Source organism: Sporosarcina pasadenensis (genome assembly GCF_047228845.1).
Lineage (GTDB): Bacteria > Bacillota > Bacilli > Bacillales_A > Planococcaceae > Sporosarcina.
Genome location: NZ_JBFEGM010000005.1, coordinates 40,469 through 54,967, shown reverse-complemented (window position 1 = coordinate 54,967; position 14,499 = coordinate 40,469). Strand labels below are relative to the sequence as shown.

At 48.4% G+C, this 14,499-nt stretch carries 15 protein-coding genes; 7 read left to right on the top strand and 8 right to left on the bottom strand.

Annotated elements, in window-relative coordinates; translation table 11 throughout:
- Window positions 1–47: 47 nt before the first annotated feature.
- Window positions 48–1,367, top strand: a complete 1,320-nt coding sequence (locus AB1K89_RS08505; RefSeq protein WP_413054342.1) for an acetamidase/formamidase family protein — start codon at window positions 48–50, stop codon at window positions 1,365–1,367.
- Window positions 1,368–1,415: 48 nt separating this feature from the next.
- Here AB1K89_RS08505 and AB1K89_RS08500 read toward each other — a convergent pair whose 3' ends face one another.
- The 3 genes from AB1K89_RS08500 to AB1K89_RS08490 all read right to left on the bottom strand — a co-directional run bounded on the left by AB1K89_RS08500 (window position 1,416) and on the right by AB1K89_RS08490 (window position 2,594).
- Window positions 1,416–1,922, bottom strand: a complete 507-nt coding sequence (locus AB1K89_RS08500; protein WP_413054341.1) for a hypothetical protein — start codon at window positions 1,920–1,922, stop codon at window positions 1,416–1,418.
- A 239-nt stretch (window positions 1,923–2,161) separates the two neighbouring features.
- Entirely contained in the window at window positions 2,162–2,374 is a 213-nt protein-coding gene (locus AB1K89_RS08495; protein WP_413054340.1) for a hypothetical protein, read from the bottom strand.
- Window positions 2,375–2,399: 25 nt separating this feature from the next.
- Complete coding sequence (locus AB1K89_RS08490; RefSeq protein WP_413054339.1) at window positions 2,400–2,594, bottom strand: hypothetical protein; 195 nt, start codon at window positions 2,592–2,594, stop codon at window positions 2,400–2,402.
- Between the two features lie 210 nt (window positions 2,595–2,804).
- Here AB1K89_RS08490 and AB1K89_RS08485 point away from each other — a divergent pair, with 210 nt between their 5' ends.
- The 5 genes from AB1K89_RS08485 to AB1K89_RS08465 all read left to right on the top strand — a co-directional run bounded on the left by AB1K89_RS08485 (window position 2,805) and on the right by AB1K89_RS08465 (window position 8,665).
- Window positions 2,805–4,412, top strand: coding sequence for an ATP-binding protein (locus AB1K89_RS08485; RefSeq protein WP_413054338.1), 1,608 nt, complete (start codon window positions 2,805–2,807; stop codon window positions 4,410–4,412).
- On the top strand, window positions 4,399–5,088 hold the full coding sequence (locus AB1K89_RS08480) for a response regulator (RefSeq protein ID WP_413054337.1): 690 nt from the start codon (window positions 4,399–4,401) through the stop codon (window positions 5,086–5,088). The genes AB1K89_RS08485 and AB1K89_RS08480 overlap by 14 nt, the downstream gene beginning before the upstream one ends.
- Window positions 5,089–5,227: 139 nt before the next feature.
- Window positions 5,228–6,241 carry a Bug family tripartite tricarboxylate transporter substrate binding protein gene (locus AB1K89_RS08475; RefSeq protein WP_413054336.1) on the top strand — a complete coding sequence of 338 codons (1,014 nt, stop codon included), beginning with the start codon at window positions 5,228–5,230 and terminating at the stop codon, window positions 6,239–6,241.
- 240 nt (window positions 6,242–6,481) lie between these two features.
- Window positions 6,482–6,928 carry a tripartite tricarboxylate transporter TctB family protein gene (locus tag AB1K89_RS08470; RefSeq protein ID WP_413054335.1) on the top strand — a complete coding sequence of 149 codons (447 nt, stop codon included), beginning with the start codon at window positions 6,482–6,484 and terminating at the stop codon, window positions 6,926–6,928.
- Window positions 6,929–7,138: 210 nt separating this feature from the next.
- Window positions 7,139–8,665, top strand: a complete 1,527-nt coding sequence (locus AB1K89_RS08465; RefSeq protein ID WP_413054334.1) for a tripartite tricarboxylate transporter permease — start codon at window positions 7,139–7,141, stop codon at window positions 8,663–8,665.
- A 91-nt stretch (window positions 8,666–8,756) separates the two neighbouring features.
- Here AB1K89_RS08465 and AB1K89_RS08460 read toward each other — a convergent pair whose 3' ends face one another.
- The 3 genes from AB1K89_RS08460 to AB1K89_RS08450 form a co-directional block, all read right to left on the bottom strand.
- Window positions 8,757–8,999: a hypothetical protein gene (locus AB1K89_RS08460; protein WP_413054333.1), complete on the bottom strand. Its 243-nt coding sequence runs from the start codon at window positions 8,997–8,999 to the stop codon at window positions 8,757–8,759.
- Window positions 9,000–9,080: 81 nt separating this feature from the next.
- Window positions 9,081–10,070: an ornithine cyclodeaminase family protein gene (locus AB1K89_RS08455; RefSeq protein WP_413054332.1), complete on the bottom strand. Its 990-nt coding sequence runs from the start codon at window positions 10,068–10,070 to the stop codon at window positions 9,081–9,083.
- A gap of 15 nt (window positions 10,071–10,085) precedes the next feature.
- On the bottom strand, window positions 10,086–11,363 hold the full coding sequence (locus AB1K89_RS08450) for an MFS transporter (protein WP_413054331.1): 1,278 nt from the start codon (window positions 11,361–11,363) through the stop codon (window positions 10,086–10,088).
- A 161-nt stretch (window positions 11,364–11,524) separates the two neighbouring features.
- Here AB1K89_RS08450 and AB1K89_RS08445 point away from each other — a divergent pair, with 161 nt between their 5' ends.
- On the top strand, window positions 11,525–12,064 hold the full coding sequence (locus AB1K89_RS08445) for a helix-turn-helix domain-containing protein (protein WP_413054330.1): 540 nt from the start codon (window positions 11,525–11,527) through the stop codon (window positions 12,062–12,064).
- A gap of 93 nt (window positions 12,065–12,157) precedes the next feature.
- Here the strand turns inward: AB1K89_RS08445 and AB1K89_RS08440 are convergent, their stop codons facing one another.
- The gene (locus AB1K89_RS08440; protein ID WP_413054329.1) at window positions 12,158–13,150 is read right to left on the bottom strand and encodes a thermonuclease family protein; all 993 of its coding nucleotides are present in this window, start codon (window positions 13,148–13,150) and stop codon (window positions 12,158–12,160) included.
- A 310-nt stretch (window positions 13,151–13,460) separates the two neighbouring features.
- Window positions 13,461–14,405 carry a YflT domain-containing protein gene (locus AB1K89_RS08435; protein WP_413054328.1) on the bottom strand — a complete coding sequence of 315 codons (945 nt, stop codon included), beginning with the start codon at window positions 14,403–14,405 and terminating at the stop codon, window positions 13,461–13,463.
- Between the last annotated feature and the right edge of the window lie 94 nt (window positions 14,406–14,499).

Genomic DNA, 14,499 nt, shown 5'->3' with positions numbered 1-14,499 from the left:
ATCTATGGTATAATAGTGATAGAACTAGGGACAAGGGGGAAGAATAGATGAAAACTGCAGTAGGAACACCAGTTGAGACGCTATTTGTGAACTCATTCGTTGATGGAGTGCTCGATCCGGCAAAAGATATGCTCGGGCCCGTGAAGGACGGCGGGCAAATTGTCGCGAATACGGCGCCGGGCTGCTGGGGACCGATGATCACGCCATGCATCAAAGGCGGACATGAAGTGACGACGCCTGTTTTTGTCGAAGGCGCTGAAGTCGGAGACGCAATCGCCATCCGAATCAAATCGATCGAAGTGACGTCCATGGCGACATCGTCCGGGCATGACCAAGCTGTGGATGGCCGATTTCTCGGCGATCCTTTTGTAGCCGTGAAATGTCCGGGCTGCGGAACGATGTATCCGGAAACCGTCATTAAAGGAATCGGGAAGGAAGCGATCCGCTGTGCTACATGTGACGGGGATATCACGCCATTTACATTCACGAACGGCTATACGATGACCTTCAGCGAACGCGGCGATGTCGGCTTGACCGTGACGCAGGAAGCGGCGGAGAAAATCGGGCAAGACGGCAGGCATTATATGGGCACACCGGAAGCATCCGTCCAAAACCCGATCGTCACCTTCGCTCCGCACGATCTAGTCGGCACCGTGGCAAGAATGCGTCCTTTCCTCGGACAGCTCGGCACGACGCCGTCCTTGCCGTTGCCGGATTCCCACAACGCCGGAGATTTCGGATCGTTCCTTGTCGGCGCGCCGCATGAATACGCGGTCACACAGGAAGAGCTCGACGAGCATAGGACGGACGGGCATATGGATATTAGTCGCGTACGTGCCGGTGCGACGCTGATCTGTCCTGTGAAAGTGCCGGGTGGCGGCGTGTACATCGGCGATATGCATGCGATGCAAGGAGACGGCGAAATCGCTGGGCATACGGCCGACGTAGCTGGAATCGTCCATCTGCAAGTGCATGTCTTAAAAGGGCTGAACATCGAAGGACCGATTCTGTTGCCGAATGAAGAGGACTTGCCATACACAGCGAAACCGCTGACTGCTTCGGAAAAACAATCCGCTCAGGCGCTTGCCGCGCAATGGGGAGTGGAGGCAATTGAAGAAAGCCTCCCGATTTCCGTCGTCGGCACAGGCACCGACTTGAACGTCGCAACCGCAAACGGACTCGCTCGCGCAGCAAAACTGTTTGGCGTCCCTGTCGAAGAAATCATGAACCGCGCGACGATTACAGGTTCGATTGAAATCGGACGCCACCCGGGAGTCGTCACAGTGACATTCCAGGCGCCTAAGGCTTATTTGGAAAAGGCGAATTTGTATGAAGTAGTGGATCAGCAATATAGGAATCGCGGTTAATAACGAAAAGCCTCATGGGATTGTGTCCATGAGGTTTTCTTGATTTTATTACAATCCAGGAAGGAAAAATAGAATGAAATTGGCGACAAGCACTGCAATATTTGCAGAAACGGAAATCGTGTTTGTATCTCGTTGCACTTTTCCAAAGCGCACTACAATAGAAAGGATGAGTAAGTAAAATATTGCCAGGAAATAAATGATGAATAAATCGAGTAACCAGTGCATTCCCGTGCCCATACCCGCTAGAACAGTCATACCGAGAATAAGAAAAACAATGATAGAGAGGAATAGCCAAATCCCTGCTACTGCCGGCATAATACGCCATATTCGATGTTTGAAAAGCGGTTTCCCTTTTTTGCTTTGCCAAAACAAAAGGAGAGCAATTCCCCAAATGACAATGATGATTGTTAGAAAAGTGAGGATGATTGTCGGCTGGAGGCCAATGTTAATTGATAATAGAAATGAAGTGATGCTTGTCCGAAAATGGTGCATTCCAGCTAGAAATATTCCAACTAAAATAATCGATACTAATTGAAACCAAATCCACTTAATCAAATTTCCCACTCCTTTATACTCCTCTTTACGAGTGGAAGGTGAAAGAGTTTCAAAATATGAGCTAAAAAAGCTTCCTGGGAAATAATTCGGCATAGATTTTTTCTTTTGTCGAGATTTCCCGATATATGACGTCTTGATTATTTTGACAAGAGCCCATTCTTTCGCGTTCAAGGTCCATTCTTTCGCGTTCAAGGTCCATTCTTTCATAAAACTCAACGCTGTTAACGGGACGCCCCCTTCTATTTATCCTCCCGGTGATATTCCGAAACTTGCACGACCCGGACTTTGCCTGTGTGGAGTTCATGATAAATTCCCCGGCTATCACGGAAGGAGATGTATTGATCCCGTTCTGATTTGACGAGCTGCACAGCGCTCTCCAACGAGTCGGTATGTATGAAACGCCGGATGTAATGTTCCTCATCAAAAAAATAAGTGATTTTGAATTCCTGCATGCACGACGCCCCCTATCTTTACAAGTCAATAATTATCGTACCCTCTTTGAATTGGAATGATTCCCCCGGTAATGCAATGAGCCTGCTTCACGTACCCAAAATAATTGAACTGCGCCAATTTTACTATCGCGTCCAAAGTCATCCTCCGCGCGTCCAAAGTGTCCGGTTCCACGTCCAAAACCATCCTCCGCGCGTCCAAAGTGCCCGGTTCCGCGCCCATAACTGTCCTCCGCACGTCCAAAGTGTCCGGTTACGCGTCTAAAACCGTCCTCCACGCGTCCAAAGTACTCGGCTCCGGTCCAATCTACCATGTCACGCTACTTCTTCCCTCACACCTATTCCCCCACAATTGCCAATAGTGTAACATAGAAAGAAACGGCAGTTCCGCCGAGTCCCTAAACTATCAATTTCAGACAGAGAGTTGATTTGCATGAAACCGAAATCCTTGCAATCTCGCATTTTTTCATATGGCGCATTGTTCGTATCCCTTATCGCAATCATTATCGGGGTTTCGTTCTATTTCACGATGTCGCATGGAATTGAAAAACAGATCGGCATACGAGCGCTGAGCATCGCGCAAACAACGGCGGCCCGTCCTGATGTGGTCGCAGCTTTTGAAGAGGATGACCCATCGAGGCTGTTGCAACCGATTGCGGAAGCCGTCCGCCTGCAAACCGGAGCCGAATATGTCGTCATCGGGAACAGCGAAGGAATCCGGTATGCCCATCCCGTCGTCGAGCGGATCGGGCAAAAGATGGTCGGCGATGACAATGAACGCGCGCTTCACCTCGGGGAATCGTATGTTTCGAAGGCGACCGGGACACTCGGTCCTGCACTGCGCGGGAAAACGCCTGTCTTCAATGACGAAGGCAAAATCATCGGAGTCATTTCTGTCGGCTATTTGAATGAAGACATTTCCTCCATCTTCTTTCAGTACATCGATAACATCTCTTACATCGTACTGATCGCCATCGTTCTCGGCATCATCGGCTCAAGCGTCCTTGCACGAAACATCAAGAAAGAGCTATTCGATCTCGAACCTGCGGAAATCGCTAATTTATTCACCGAACGGAATGCGCTCATCGAGTCGGTTCGCGAAGGGATCATCATGGTCGATGCGGAAGGGGTCATTACGACAGTGAATGCTGCCGCGTTTGACGCGCTTTCAATCCCAGGGCAGACGGAACTGATCGGCAAGACAATCCAGGAAGTGCTTCCGAACACCCTTTTGCCGAAAGTACTGGAAACGGGGGAGCGGCATCTCGATCGGCCGATGGAGATCCACGGGAGGAAAGTCATCGTCAACCGTATCCCGATTCGGGCTAACGATCGGATCATCGGCGCCGTATCCACATTCCGTCTTCAATCGGAAATTGACCAGCTTGCAATGGAATTATCGCAAGTGAAACGGTATACGGAAGCGCTTCGGGCGCAGACACATGAATATAATAATTTCCTTTACACGATCTCAGGGCTTATCCAGCTTCATTCATACGACGAGGCGCTTAGCCTGATCCACGATGAGACGGCAGAGCACCAATCACTCATCCAGTTTGTGACGAAGCGATTGCAGGATCCTTTCCTCGGCGGAATCGTCATCGGTTTCTTCAACCGTGCGAGGGAGTTGAAAGTCCGTTTCCTGCTCGATGAAGACAGCTTTCTGAAAGAGCTGCCGGCCTATTTGGAGAAGACCCATTTTGTGTCCATCATCGGGAATTTGGTGACAAATGCATTTGAAGCGGTTGAGATCAATTCTGAAGCGAAACGGATGGTCCGCCTTTTCATCTTTGATAATGGGGAAGAGATATTATTTGAAGTGGAGGATTCGGGCAAAGGAATCGCGAATGAAGTATTGGATGCTTTATTTCAGGAAAAAGTTTCGACAAAAGATGTGGAAGACAGAGGATATGGTCTTTTGAAAGTGGCGGAGAACGTCGAAGACTTGGGAGGCTCCATCACAGTGGAAAAAGGGGATCTAGGTGGCGCACTGTTCATCATATCCATTCCGAAAAGGGGGGTACTGCATGCGACCAATTGAAGTTCTCATCATTGAAGATGATAAGCGGATTGCCGATATTCATCGTCGATTCATCGATAAAATAGAAGGCTTCACGGTCGTCGGGGCCGCACATACCGGCGAGGAAGCGAAGGATTGGGTGCAGGCGCTGTCGCCTGACCTCGTGCTGCTCGATGTCTATTTACCCGACGCGCTCGGTACGGAAGTTATGGGCTTCATTCACGAAAACAGCCCTGAAACGGACATCATTTTCATAACAGCGGCAGCTGAAGTCGACATCGTGAAAAAAGCATACCGACGTGGCGTAGCTGATTATATATTGAAGCCGCTCACATTTGATCGGTTCAAGGAAAGCCTTCATTCGTACAAAGCGAAAAGGGAGAAGCTTGCGGGTGAAGGGGTAATGAAAGAGGATTCCATCCAGTTCTTGTGGAATAAAACAAATGCCGCAGCAGAAAATCCGGAAATCCTTCCCCCGAAAGGAATAGACCCGATAACCAAGGAGAAAGTCGTCAGTCATATGAAACAAGTCGTTGGTGGAATGACAGCGGAAACGCTCGGCGTAGAAATAGGCGTGAGCCGTTCGACTGCAAGACGCTATTTGGAATACCTCGTGTCAGAGAAACAGGCTTATACCGAGCTTATTTACGGTTCAGTCGGACGCCCTGAAAGAAGGTATTTCATTCAACGACGGTGAACAGTATGAACAAAATGACGTTTACGACTAATATTCAACTTATGACCGTAAACATTGAATACAACCAACTTTCTGATAAATTGATGATAGCGTATGAAAACGCTATCATCAATTTTTTTATTCCAAAGGGGGAAGCAAGATGAAGTGGAGAAAGTTACAAATAGTTGCCTTGGCTAGTGTCGTGGCACTCAGCCTGGCAGCATGTTCAAAGAATGACGGAGCAAAGGGGAGCTCCTCAAAATATCCTGAGAAAAATATAACGATTGTCGCGCCATCTGGAGCTGGCGGGGGATGGGATTTAACGGCTCGCGCGATTGCGAAAACGATGAACGACACGAAGCTGATTGAAAAACCGATCACGGTTGAGAACAAGCCAGGTGGCGGCGGTGCCGTGTACATGGCGGAGTTTGCAACGAAAGAAGTGAAGAATGACTACGCATTGATCGTAAAATCACCACCTCTTCTGATTAACAACAACAAGGCGGAAGGGAACAGCCCTTATGGTTATAAGGATACGACGCCACTGGCGCAGTTGACGCGTGATTACGGCGCAATTGTCGTTAAAGCGGATTCGGAATTCAAAACGCTGAAAGATGTATTGGAAGCGATTAAGAAAGACGCGAAATCGGTAACGCTTGCCGGCGGATCGGCACCTGGGTCGATGGATCATCTTGTCGGAATCTTGCCTGCTTTCGAATATGGCATCGACCCGAAAACAGTGAAATACGTATCTTATGATGGCGGCGGGGAAGCTGTTGCTGCGTTGCTTGGAGGCAATGCGGATGTCATTGCAACGGATGCTTCGACAATCGGGCAATACGTGAAATCAGGAGATGTCCGTGTTCTTGCTGTCAGTTCATCAGAGCGTCTTGGCGGCGAATTGACGGAAGTCCCGACATTTAAGGAAGAAGGCATTGACGCGGAGTTCACAATTTGGCGCGGCCTATTCGGACCGAAGGATATGTCCGATACAGCTATCGATTATTGGACGGAAAAGCTGAAAGAGATGGTTGAGACGGATGAGTGGAAAGCGGAACTTGAGAGAAACGGCTGGGAAAGCGAATACCGCGGTTCCGACGATTTTACGAAATACTTGGAAGACCAGGACAAAGTCATTGTTGAACTTCTGACTGCACTTGGTATGCAAAAATAAGAATCTGTTTTGGCGGCTAAGCGGCCGCCTTTTCAATCCAGCTACTGGCGCTGAAAGGATGCCTTATTTTCTGCAGAAATCGCAGAAAAACGGCAAATCGAACACTTCGCTGTTCGATTGGCTCGGGGTCATAAGTCAAAGCTGTTCTGTGGCAAAAAGCGCCACGCCACATCTTTGTCCTATGCCTGTCGCCTCTATGCAGGCGCCATTCGCTTTTTTTATAGGGAGGTGTCAAAGACGATGAGTAAAACATTCGATCGTTATGCAAGCATCGCTTTTTTACTGATTGGTCTTTTATTTGTAATCGAAAGCTCGAAGATTGCAAGCAGTGCGTACGGGTCGACGGTTGGACCGAAAATCTTTCCGTTAGGACTCGGTATCGTTTTGATTTTATTGAGTTTGCGGTTGCTTTACGAAACGTTCAAATACAAAACCGAAGTAGCATCCACGGAAAAACTGCAATATAAAAAGTTCCTCATCATACTCGTGAGTGCAACGTTGTATGCATTCTTACTGGAGAAGCTTGGGTACGTCATTTCCACATTCCTCTTTCTGCTCATCGCATTCCAGACGATGGAACGAGGCAGAATTATTCCGACTGTCATTATCGCCGCGGTATTTTCATTCGGCGTCTATTATTTCTTTGCGGAATTTCTTGGCGGCTCATTGCCCGGATTCCCGCTATAACTTATCCAGCGATAGCCCCTTACTTACGGGTGGCAGAATGAATACTAATACAATCTTTTTTAGTGAAAATCCAAACTCTGCTGGATTAAGTTATAGCTGCCTCCGGCGGATGTCACGGATTTTCAAGTGAAGTTTATCGAGCAAGCTCGATAAAATCCGGACGCAATTACGCCGAGGCGTAATTGATTGAAACTTGAAAGGAGTCACAACATGAGCACATTACAATTTTTGGCCGACGGTTTTGCGACCGCCTTCCAATGGCATAATCTTTTATTTGCCTTCATTGGTGTCGTTATCGGAACAGCTGTAGGCGTGCTGCCCGGCATCGGACCGATGAGTGGGGTGGCCCTTCTCATTCCTGTCACGGCAACAATCACGTCCGGGATGCCGACGAGTGCGGCAGCCGCCAGTTCCATCATTTTGCTCGCAGGCGTCTACTACGGCGCTATGTATGGAGGATCGACAACTTCGATCTTATTAAACACTCCCGGAGAATCATCGTCTGTCGTCACGACGCTTGACGGTTATCAAATGGCAAGGCAAGGCAGGGCAGGGGCAGCATTGGCGATCGCGGCGATCGGATCATTTTGTGCGGGAATCATTTCCCTCATCGGCCTTGTCCTGTTGGCGGAACCGTTATCCAATGTCGCCATCAAATTTGGGCCGGCGGAGTACTTTTCATTAATGTTACTAGGCTTGGCGGCTGTTAGCGGCCTTGCCGGAAAATCGATGACGAAAGCTTTAATAATGACGGTCTTCGGACTGATGCTTGGCACAATCGGCATCGACGCCGTCTCTGGAATTGCCCGTTTTACATACAACCAACCAATCTTATTTTCAGGACTCGAATTTTTGACGATTGCAGTCGGGCTTTTCGCGCTTGGTGAAGTGTTCAAGACAGTGTTGGAACGGGACAATGAGGAAGGGACGATTGCAAAAATCAATCGTATCCTTCCGACAAAACAGGATATGAAAGACAGCTCCGTACCAATTGTCCGCGGCTCCTTGCTCGGATTTTTCATCGGTGTGCTTCCAGGCGCAGGCGCGACGCTCGCTTCCTTCTTCTCGTATATGACGGAGAAGAAATTCAGCAAACGTCCTGAAACGTTTGGCCATGGAAATATCGCAGGGGTTGCTGGTCCGGAATCTGCAAATAACGCGGCTTCCGGCGGAGCGATGATCCCTTTGCTGACGCTTGGGATTCCAGGTTCTGGAACGACGGCCATCCTGATGGGCGCGCTCATCATGTATAATATCCAGCCAGGTCCGCTGCTGTTCGATGAGCACCCCGAAGTGGCGTGGGGACTTATTGCAAGTATGTTCATCGGCAACTTGATGTTGCTCATCTTGAATATGCCACTCGTCCGTGTGTTTGCGAAAGTCATTCAGACGCCGAAGAAATACTTATTGCCGATCATTGTGGCGATTTCATTTTTCGGTGTGTACGCTGTGCAATATACGACGTTCGATTTGTATTTATTGCTTGGATGCGGCGTGCTCGGCTATTTATTGTCGAAAAACGACTACCCGGTCGCTCCTCTCGTCCTTGCGCTTGTGCTAGGACCGATGATCGAGAACAATATGCGCCGGGCACTGACAATTTCAAACGGCGACTTCAGCATTTTCGTCACGAAGCCGCTCTCGCTCGTATTCATCATTGCGGCTGCTGCGTGGCTGTTAATTCCGTTATTGTTGAAAATGAAAGGCCGTGCGGTCATTGTGGAAGAAGAAGGGTGAATAGTAAAGCGGATTGCCTAATGGGAAAGGCAATCCGCTTTTTATATTGGAGTTAAAAGATCTTTTATTTAATCGCGTCCAAAGTGTGTAGCTACGCGACCAAAGTGATGCGTCTCGCGCTCAAAGTGACGAGCCCCGCGCTCAAAGTGACGAGTCCCGCGCTCAAAGTGACGAGTCCCGCGCTCAAAGTGATGAGTCCCGCGCTCAAAGCGACGTGTCCCGCGCTCAAAGTGACGTGCTTTGCGCTCAAAGCGACGTGCTCCGCGCTCAAAGTGACGTGCTTCGCGCTCAAAATTATGCGTCCCGCGTTCAAATCGAGCTGCTCCGCGTCCAAAGCACGCCGCGTTTTCCCATACTAAAAACAGGCGAAGGAATCCAATACTATTCTTCGCCTGTTTGCTTAATTAATATTCAATTAAACTTCCACTTCAATCCCAATACCCGCCTCCAACGCTTTCCGGTAAACTCCTTGCGCAACAGCAAGGTCGAAATAGGCAGCACCGACGGATTTGAAGAATGTAATTTCATTCTCAGCCGTTCTGCCATCGGCCGTCCCAACGATTACGTCCATCAGCTCACCATGCAAATCGTCAAACGACCAATCTGGCTGCTCGTTGGCGTGGATCAGTTCGCCGGCTTCCTCTTTGACGCCTGCTACATCGTCCGTGACGATTTTGCTGCACCGTTGAATGAAGGTAAAATCCATTTCACGCATATGGGGCAAATAGGAACCAACGCCATTGACGTGTGTGCCTGGCTTTACATCATTTCCGTCAAACACCGGCGTATTCGAGCGGGTGCTGCAACAGATAATATGGGCTTGGCTAACCGCCTCAGAAACATTATCCATTATTTCAATCTGTATGTTTTCATCAATGCCGAAAGCGAGCAGTCTCTCTTTGAAATGTTCCGCCTTGGTTGTCGTCGGGTTGACGAGCAGCATTTTTGAGATCGGGCGGACTGCCAAAACGCCGAGAACTTGTTCAAATGCCATCGCTCCGGTTCCGATAACGGTTAAAACAGTGGCATCTTTCCGCGCAAGACGGTCGGTTGCAAGTCCGCTTAACGCTCCCGTCCGAAGCCTTGTCAAATAAGAAGCGTTCATCATCGCTAGATGTTCGCCGTTCTTCGCATCCGTTACGAGAATGACGCCTTGGGTCGTCGGTTTCCCTATAGCTGGATTGTCCGGGAAGATTGTCACCGTCTTGATGGTAGCCATTTCATTCACCAAATCAGCGCTCGGCATATAGAGCACGGACGCGCTATGTTGCGGAAACTCGATGACGGTACGATGAGGATTGGCGATTTTATCTTCCGCTTTTGCGCGCAAGATTTGTTCGACGTCATGCATCGCCTCTTTCATCCCATAAGTTGTTTGAATTTCTCTTTCGTTGATGATTAACATGAAATCGCTCCTTCATTATTGATCGAGTACTTCGTTCTTTCGGTCTTTCACTGCCCAGATGGCGAGGAGGGAAACGACCGCGGTGAAGATGATATAAAGCGCAACCGGAACATATGAATTATTGAATTTAGCGAGCAGGGCAGTAGCGACAAGTGGTGCTGTCCCACCAGCAACAGCCGCTCCGATCTGATAGCCGAGCGAAATGCCTGTGTAGCGGACTTCCGCCGAGAAGATCTCAGAGAACATCGTTCCGAGCACCGCGGTAATCGGCGCCCAAATAATGCCGAGTCCAATAATTGTTGCGATGACAAGCATTGCGACAGAGCCTTGTTTGATCATCCAGAAGTATGGGAATGCGAAGAGGATCATCCCAATTGACCCCCATACATAAAGCGGTTTGCGTCCGACTTTGTCTGATAGATTCCCCATAATCGGAATCAAAATTGTCGTAACAAATGTAGCGGCCATGACTGCATTTAACGTGGCTGTCCTTGAATAGTCAAGATAGCTTGTCGCGTAGGAGACGACAAATGTGCTGAAAATGTAGAATGGCGCCGTCTCGACAACTTTCGCCCCAATTGCTATGAGGACTTCACGCCAATGCGTTTTTAACGTTGTGACAAGAGGGATTTTTGGAATCTCTCCACGTTCCTGCACCTCTTTGAATGAAGGCGTTTCGTCAATCCCTTTACGGATCCATAATCCGAATACGACGAGCAATGCACTTAAGATGAACGGCACGCGCCAGCCCCATGTCATGAACGAACCTTCGGGAAGCATCGTCATGATTGACAGTGCGAACGTTCCGAGCATCATTCCGATCGTAATCCCCATTTGTGGGACGGAACCGAATAGACCGCGCTTTTCAGGTGGAGCATATTCGACTGCGAGCAAGAGTGCTCCGCCCCATTCTCCTCCAATTCCTAATCCTTGAACAAGCCTCAAAGTAATCAACAGGATCGGCGCCCAAATGCCGATTGCCTGATAAGTCGGCAATAATCCCATTCCAAATGTTGCAATCCCCATTAAGCTTAATGTCAATACGAGCGTTTTCTTTCTTCCAATCCGGTCCCCGATATGACTGAAAATGATGCCGCCGAATGGCCGTATGAAAAAGGCGAGTGCAAATGAGGCATACGCCAATAATAGGCCGACTGTCGGGTCTTCATTGACAAAAAAGACTTGGTTGAAGACGAGCGCAGCGACCGTGCCGTATAGGAAGTAGTCGAACCACTCGATCGAGCTTCCGACGAGACTAGCGACCAGCACCCTATTTAATTGCTTCTTCTCCACAAACTGTTCCCCCTTTTGTATAATTGAAGTACTACTTCAAACTAACAGCAAAAAAATATGTAAGCGCTTAACTTTACATTTGAAGTGTTACTTCAAGTATATTAAGCTTATCATAGTTATGTACTAATTTTCTGTCAATAGATTCTTTTAGGAGAATGAAAATGAGCACAAATCATTTAGGGGTAAAAATTAGAAAAATCAGGTCGGAGCGTGGCATGACGCTGAAAACTCTTGCCGATCGAACGGGCTTTTCCATCAGCTTCCTTTCTCAACTGGAAAGAGGGAAGTCGTCTGCTACATTGGAATCGTTGAAAAAGATTTCGTTAGCGTTTGGCGTGAACCCAAGTTATTTTTTCGAGGAGGAGGAAACGGAAAGCGATCAATCCCTTATTATCGATCAACGGATGGATGCCCATCATATTTATTATAAGGATTTAGGGACGATGGTTGCGAACCGCGATTTCGCTCCGCTTTTCGTCGTCTTGAAGCCGGGCCAGACGGAAGGCAATTTGATCACACATAAAGGGCAGGAATTTCTTTACGTCATTGAAGGGACTTTGACCGTCCGCCTTGAGGACGAGCTCCATGAATTAGGTCCGACCGAATCGTTCATGCTCGATTCCACCCGTCCGCATTATTGGTATAACTACACGGACAGCGATGTGAAACTACTTTGCGTATCGTCGGAAGTGAAGGATTAGGAATTCTCAGCAGAGAATAAGCCCCTTTCGAATTTTGAAATCAACAAAGCCGATTGAATCCTTATGGGAAACAATCGGCTCTTTTATCACTTATTATCTTTCACACGCATAACCGTCTTTGTCCCGGTCCATTTTAGCCTGATAGGCGGCATGGCCTTGAGGAACGCCGTTCGGATATTTCTTACGGAGCTCAGTGCAGTTTTGGAACCATTCCTGGCCGCTGGACACGTTTGTGCTAGGCGGTGTTGCCGGTTTAGTTGCAGCAACACTTGGGGCTTTCGGCTTCGCAGCTGAACTCCCGGCACTTGGCGCAGGTACTGCATTGCTGTTAAATCCGGAATCTGTCGCGTAATTTTCAACCGACCAGATGCCTAGCGCTTTTTTCTTCGCTGACGCTTGCGCTTCCTCAAAAGGTGTCAAATGACGTGTGTTTGGCGGATATACGTATGCAACGCGTGCTAAACCTTCAGCAAGCAATGTCTTTTGTACACTTTTCCCGTCAACATAGACGTAGGCGAGCAATCGGTCGTATTTATCGTAGCGCTCCCCGATATCGAATTCGAGCGTGAGGGCGCCGCTATTGACCAATTGACGGTTGCGCTCCTTCGCCTTATCGCCAAACGGCTGCTTGCCGAGGCGAGGGTGATTCGTTTCAGGCGTATCGATCAATAAATAGCGGACGTTGATCTCTTGACCGTTATACAATACTTTGATTGTATCGCCATCGATCGTCTTCACCAATTTGACGGGAACTTGCGCCGTCGTACCGGACGTCTCGGTCTTTTTCACCGGTGCAGGTTTTGCAGTGGAAGCAGGCTTCTTTTCGCTTGGTGGAGCGACGATAGCCGGGCTAGTTTTCGTTTCTTCCGATTTTTTTTCTTCCTTAACGACTTTTTCTTTTTCCACTTCTTCTATTTCAACAGTTGAAGTGTCTTCCTCCGGTGCTGTCTCTTCCGGTGTATCTTTCTCGACAGTCTCAACTTGCTCAGTTGGCGATTTCTCGATAGATTCTTCCTCATCGAACGAACCGGAGCACCCTGCAAGCACGAGCAATAACCCGATAATAACCGTTAATAAACCTTTCAAATCTTCAATCCTCCAAAACTTGCAACCGCGTTGTCTCCAACGCAGTCATCTATTATTTTTTTGTAATTCAGTATGAAATAATGCTTTACTAAAATACTCTAGTATTATAGCAGAAAAGTTTATATGGGACGAGAGAATGAAGAAAATGGATGGAAGTATTGGTTAATAATCACTGGTTCGGATATATGATCACTTATCCGGATTTATGATCACTTATTCAGTTTTGCGACCACTTATCCGAATTTATGATCACATGACAAGGGCTAACCATAAAAAGACCACACACCGGAAAGGTGCATGGTCGCATCCATCACTTATCCCGATTCCGATTCTTCGGCAGCAGCCAAGATTCGGCTTCGTCTTCCACTTCGACATTCCGCAAATCGATGACAATCGGCTTTATCGGCTTAACGACATCTTCTGAATGAGTGTCCATCTTCGAATCGCGGCCTTCTAACAGATCAGCAAATTCTCTCGCCTGCGCCAGCGCATCTTGTCGATCCATCTGACTTTCCGTGAAATTTTGTGGATCGGGGATGACGTCTTGGCTCTCTTGATCAACACCGCCCCAATCTACATTCCGCCTAGATGCCCGATGCAAAAGACCGCGTTCCCCGGACGGCGTGCCGCGTATTTGGGAAGGAGGGGAAAGGTTCGGCGGGTCCGGCTCATATTCTGATCGGTCGAATAAAGCTTCCGCACCTGCCCTGCCGAACAGCAAGTCTTCGCGCGAGACTATACTACCGCCCTCATAGGCGTCCGTTGCAATGCTATCCCGGTAATCATTTTTCGGCAATCCATCCTCCCCGATGCCGACGGGCGACTCCTCATCCTGCCTGTTCAATCGTTCGGCTTCTGAAACCGGACGATTAAACGGGTTCGTTTCCACCTTATGCCGCTCAGCATTCAGCTCATATGCTGTCTTCTCCGGTTCTCCGTCCACATAAAGCAGCCATTTTCCTTGCTTGATCTCCGATTCATACCGCCTCAAATCCACCTCGTCAAAACCGACTTCCACAAGCATGCTGCGCACATGATTCTCTCCTGAAATATAACCGATAAAACGGTCCAGCCAATTTGACGGTGCCGACTGTATCTCCTCAGCCGTCCTGCGTCGTAACAAATCGACATCCTCTTCATTCCGCGCAATGACATACATGTTCTCCGGGGCAATCCCTTTTTCATCCAACTCCTCGACAGCGGCAAGCAATGCTTCCTCTGTATCGTATAACCCGACAAACGTTTTTTGGGTCATATTCATTCACTCCTTCTATCTATTCGAAAGCGATTACAATCTTTACATGCAATACCCGAAACTTTGAAATGGGAAACGATTGCAACAAATTCTT

Excerpts from the sequence above, each read along its gene's own strand:
- AB1K89_RS08505 (WP_413054342.1), top strand. The coding sequence starts at position 48 with ATGAAAACTGCAGTAGGAACACCAGTTGAGACGCTATTTGTGAACTCA.
- AB1K89_RS08495 (WP_413054340.1), bottom strand. The coding sequence starts at position 2,374 with ATGCAGGAATTCAAAATCACTTATTTTTTTGATGAGGAACATTACATC.
- AB1K89_RS08490 (WP_413054339.1), bottom strand. The coding sequence starts at position 2,594 with ATGGGCGCGGAACCGGGCACTTTGGACGCGCGGAGGATGGTTTTGGAC.
- AB1K89_RS08485 (WP_413054338.1), top strand. The coding sequence starts at position 2,805 with ATGAAACCGAAATCCTTGCAATCTCGCATTTTTTCATATGGCGCATTG.
- AB1K89_RS08480 (WP_413054337.1), top strand. The coding sequence starts at position 4,399 with ATGCGACCAATTGAAGTTCTCATCATTGAAGATGATAAGCGGATTGCC.
- AB1K89_RS08475 (WP_413054336.1), top strand. The coding sequence starts at position 5,228 with ATGAAGTGGAGAAAGTTACAAATAGTTGCCTTGGCTAGTGTCGTGGCA.
- AB1K89_RS08470 (WP_413054335.1), top strand. The coding sequence starts at position 6,482 with ATGAGTAAAACATTCGATCGTTATGCAAGCATCGCTTTTTTACTGATT.
- AB1K89_RS08465 (WP_413054334.1), top strand. The coding sequence starts at position 7,139 with ATGAGCACATTACAATTTTTGGCCGACGGTTTTGCGACCGCCTTCCAA.
- AB1K89_RS08455 (WP_413054332.1), bottom strand. The coding sequence starts at position 10,070 with ATGTTAATCATCAACGAAAGAGAAATTCAAACAACTTATGGGATGAAA.
- AB1K89_RS08445 (WP_413054330.1), top strand. The coding sequence starts at position 11,525 with ATGAGCACAAATCATTTAGGGGTAAAAATTAGAAAAATCAGGTCGGAG.
- AB1K89_RS08435 (WP_413054328.1), bottom strand. The coding sequence starts at position 14,405 with ATGACCCAAAAAACGTTTGTCGGGTTATACGATACAGAGGAAGCATTG.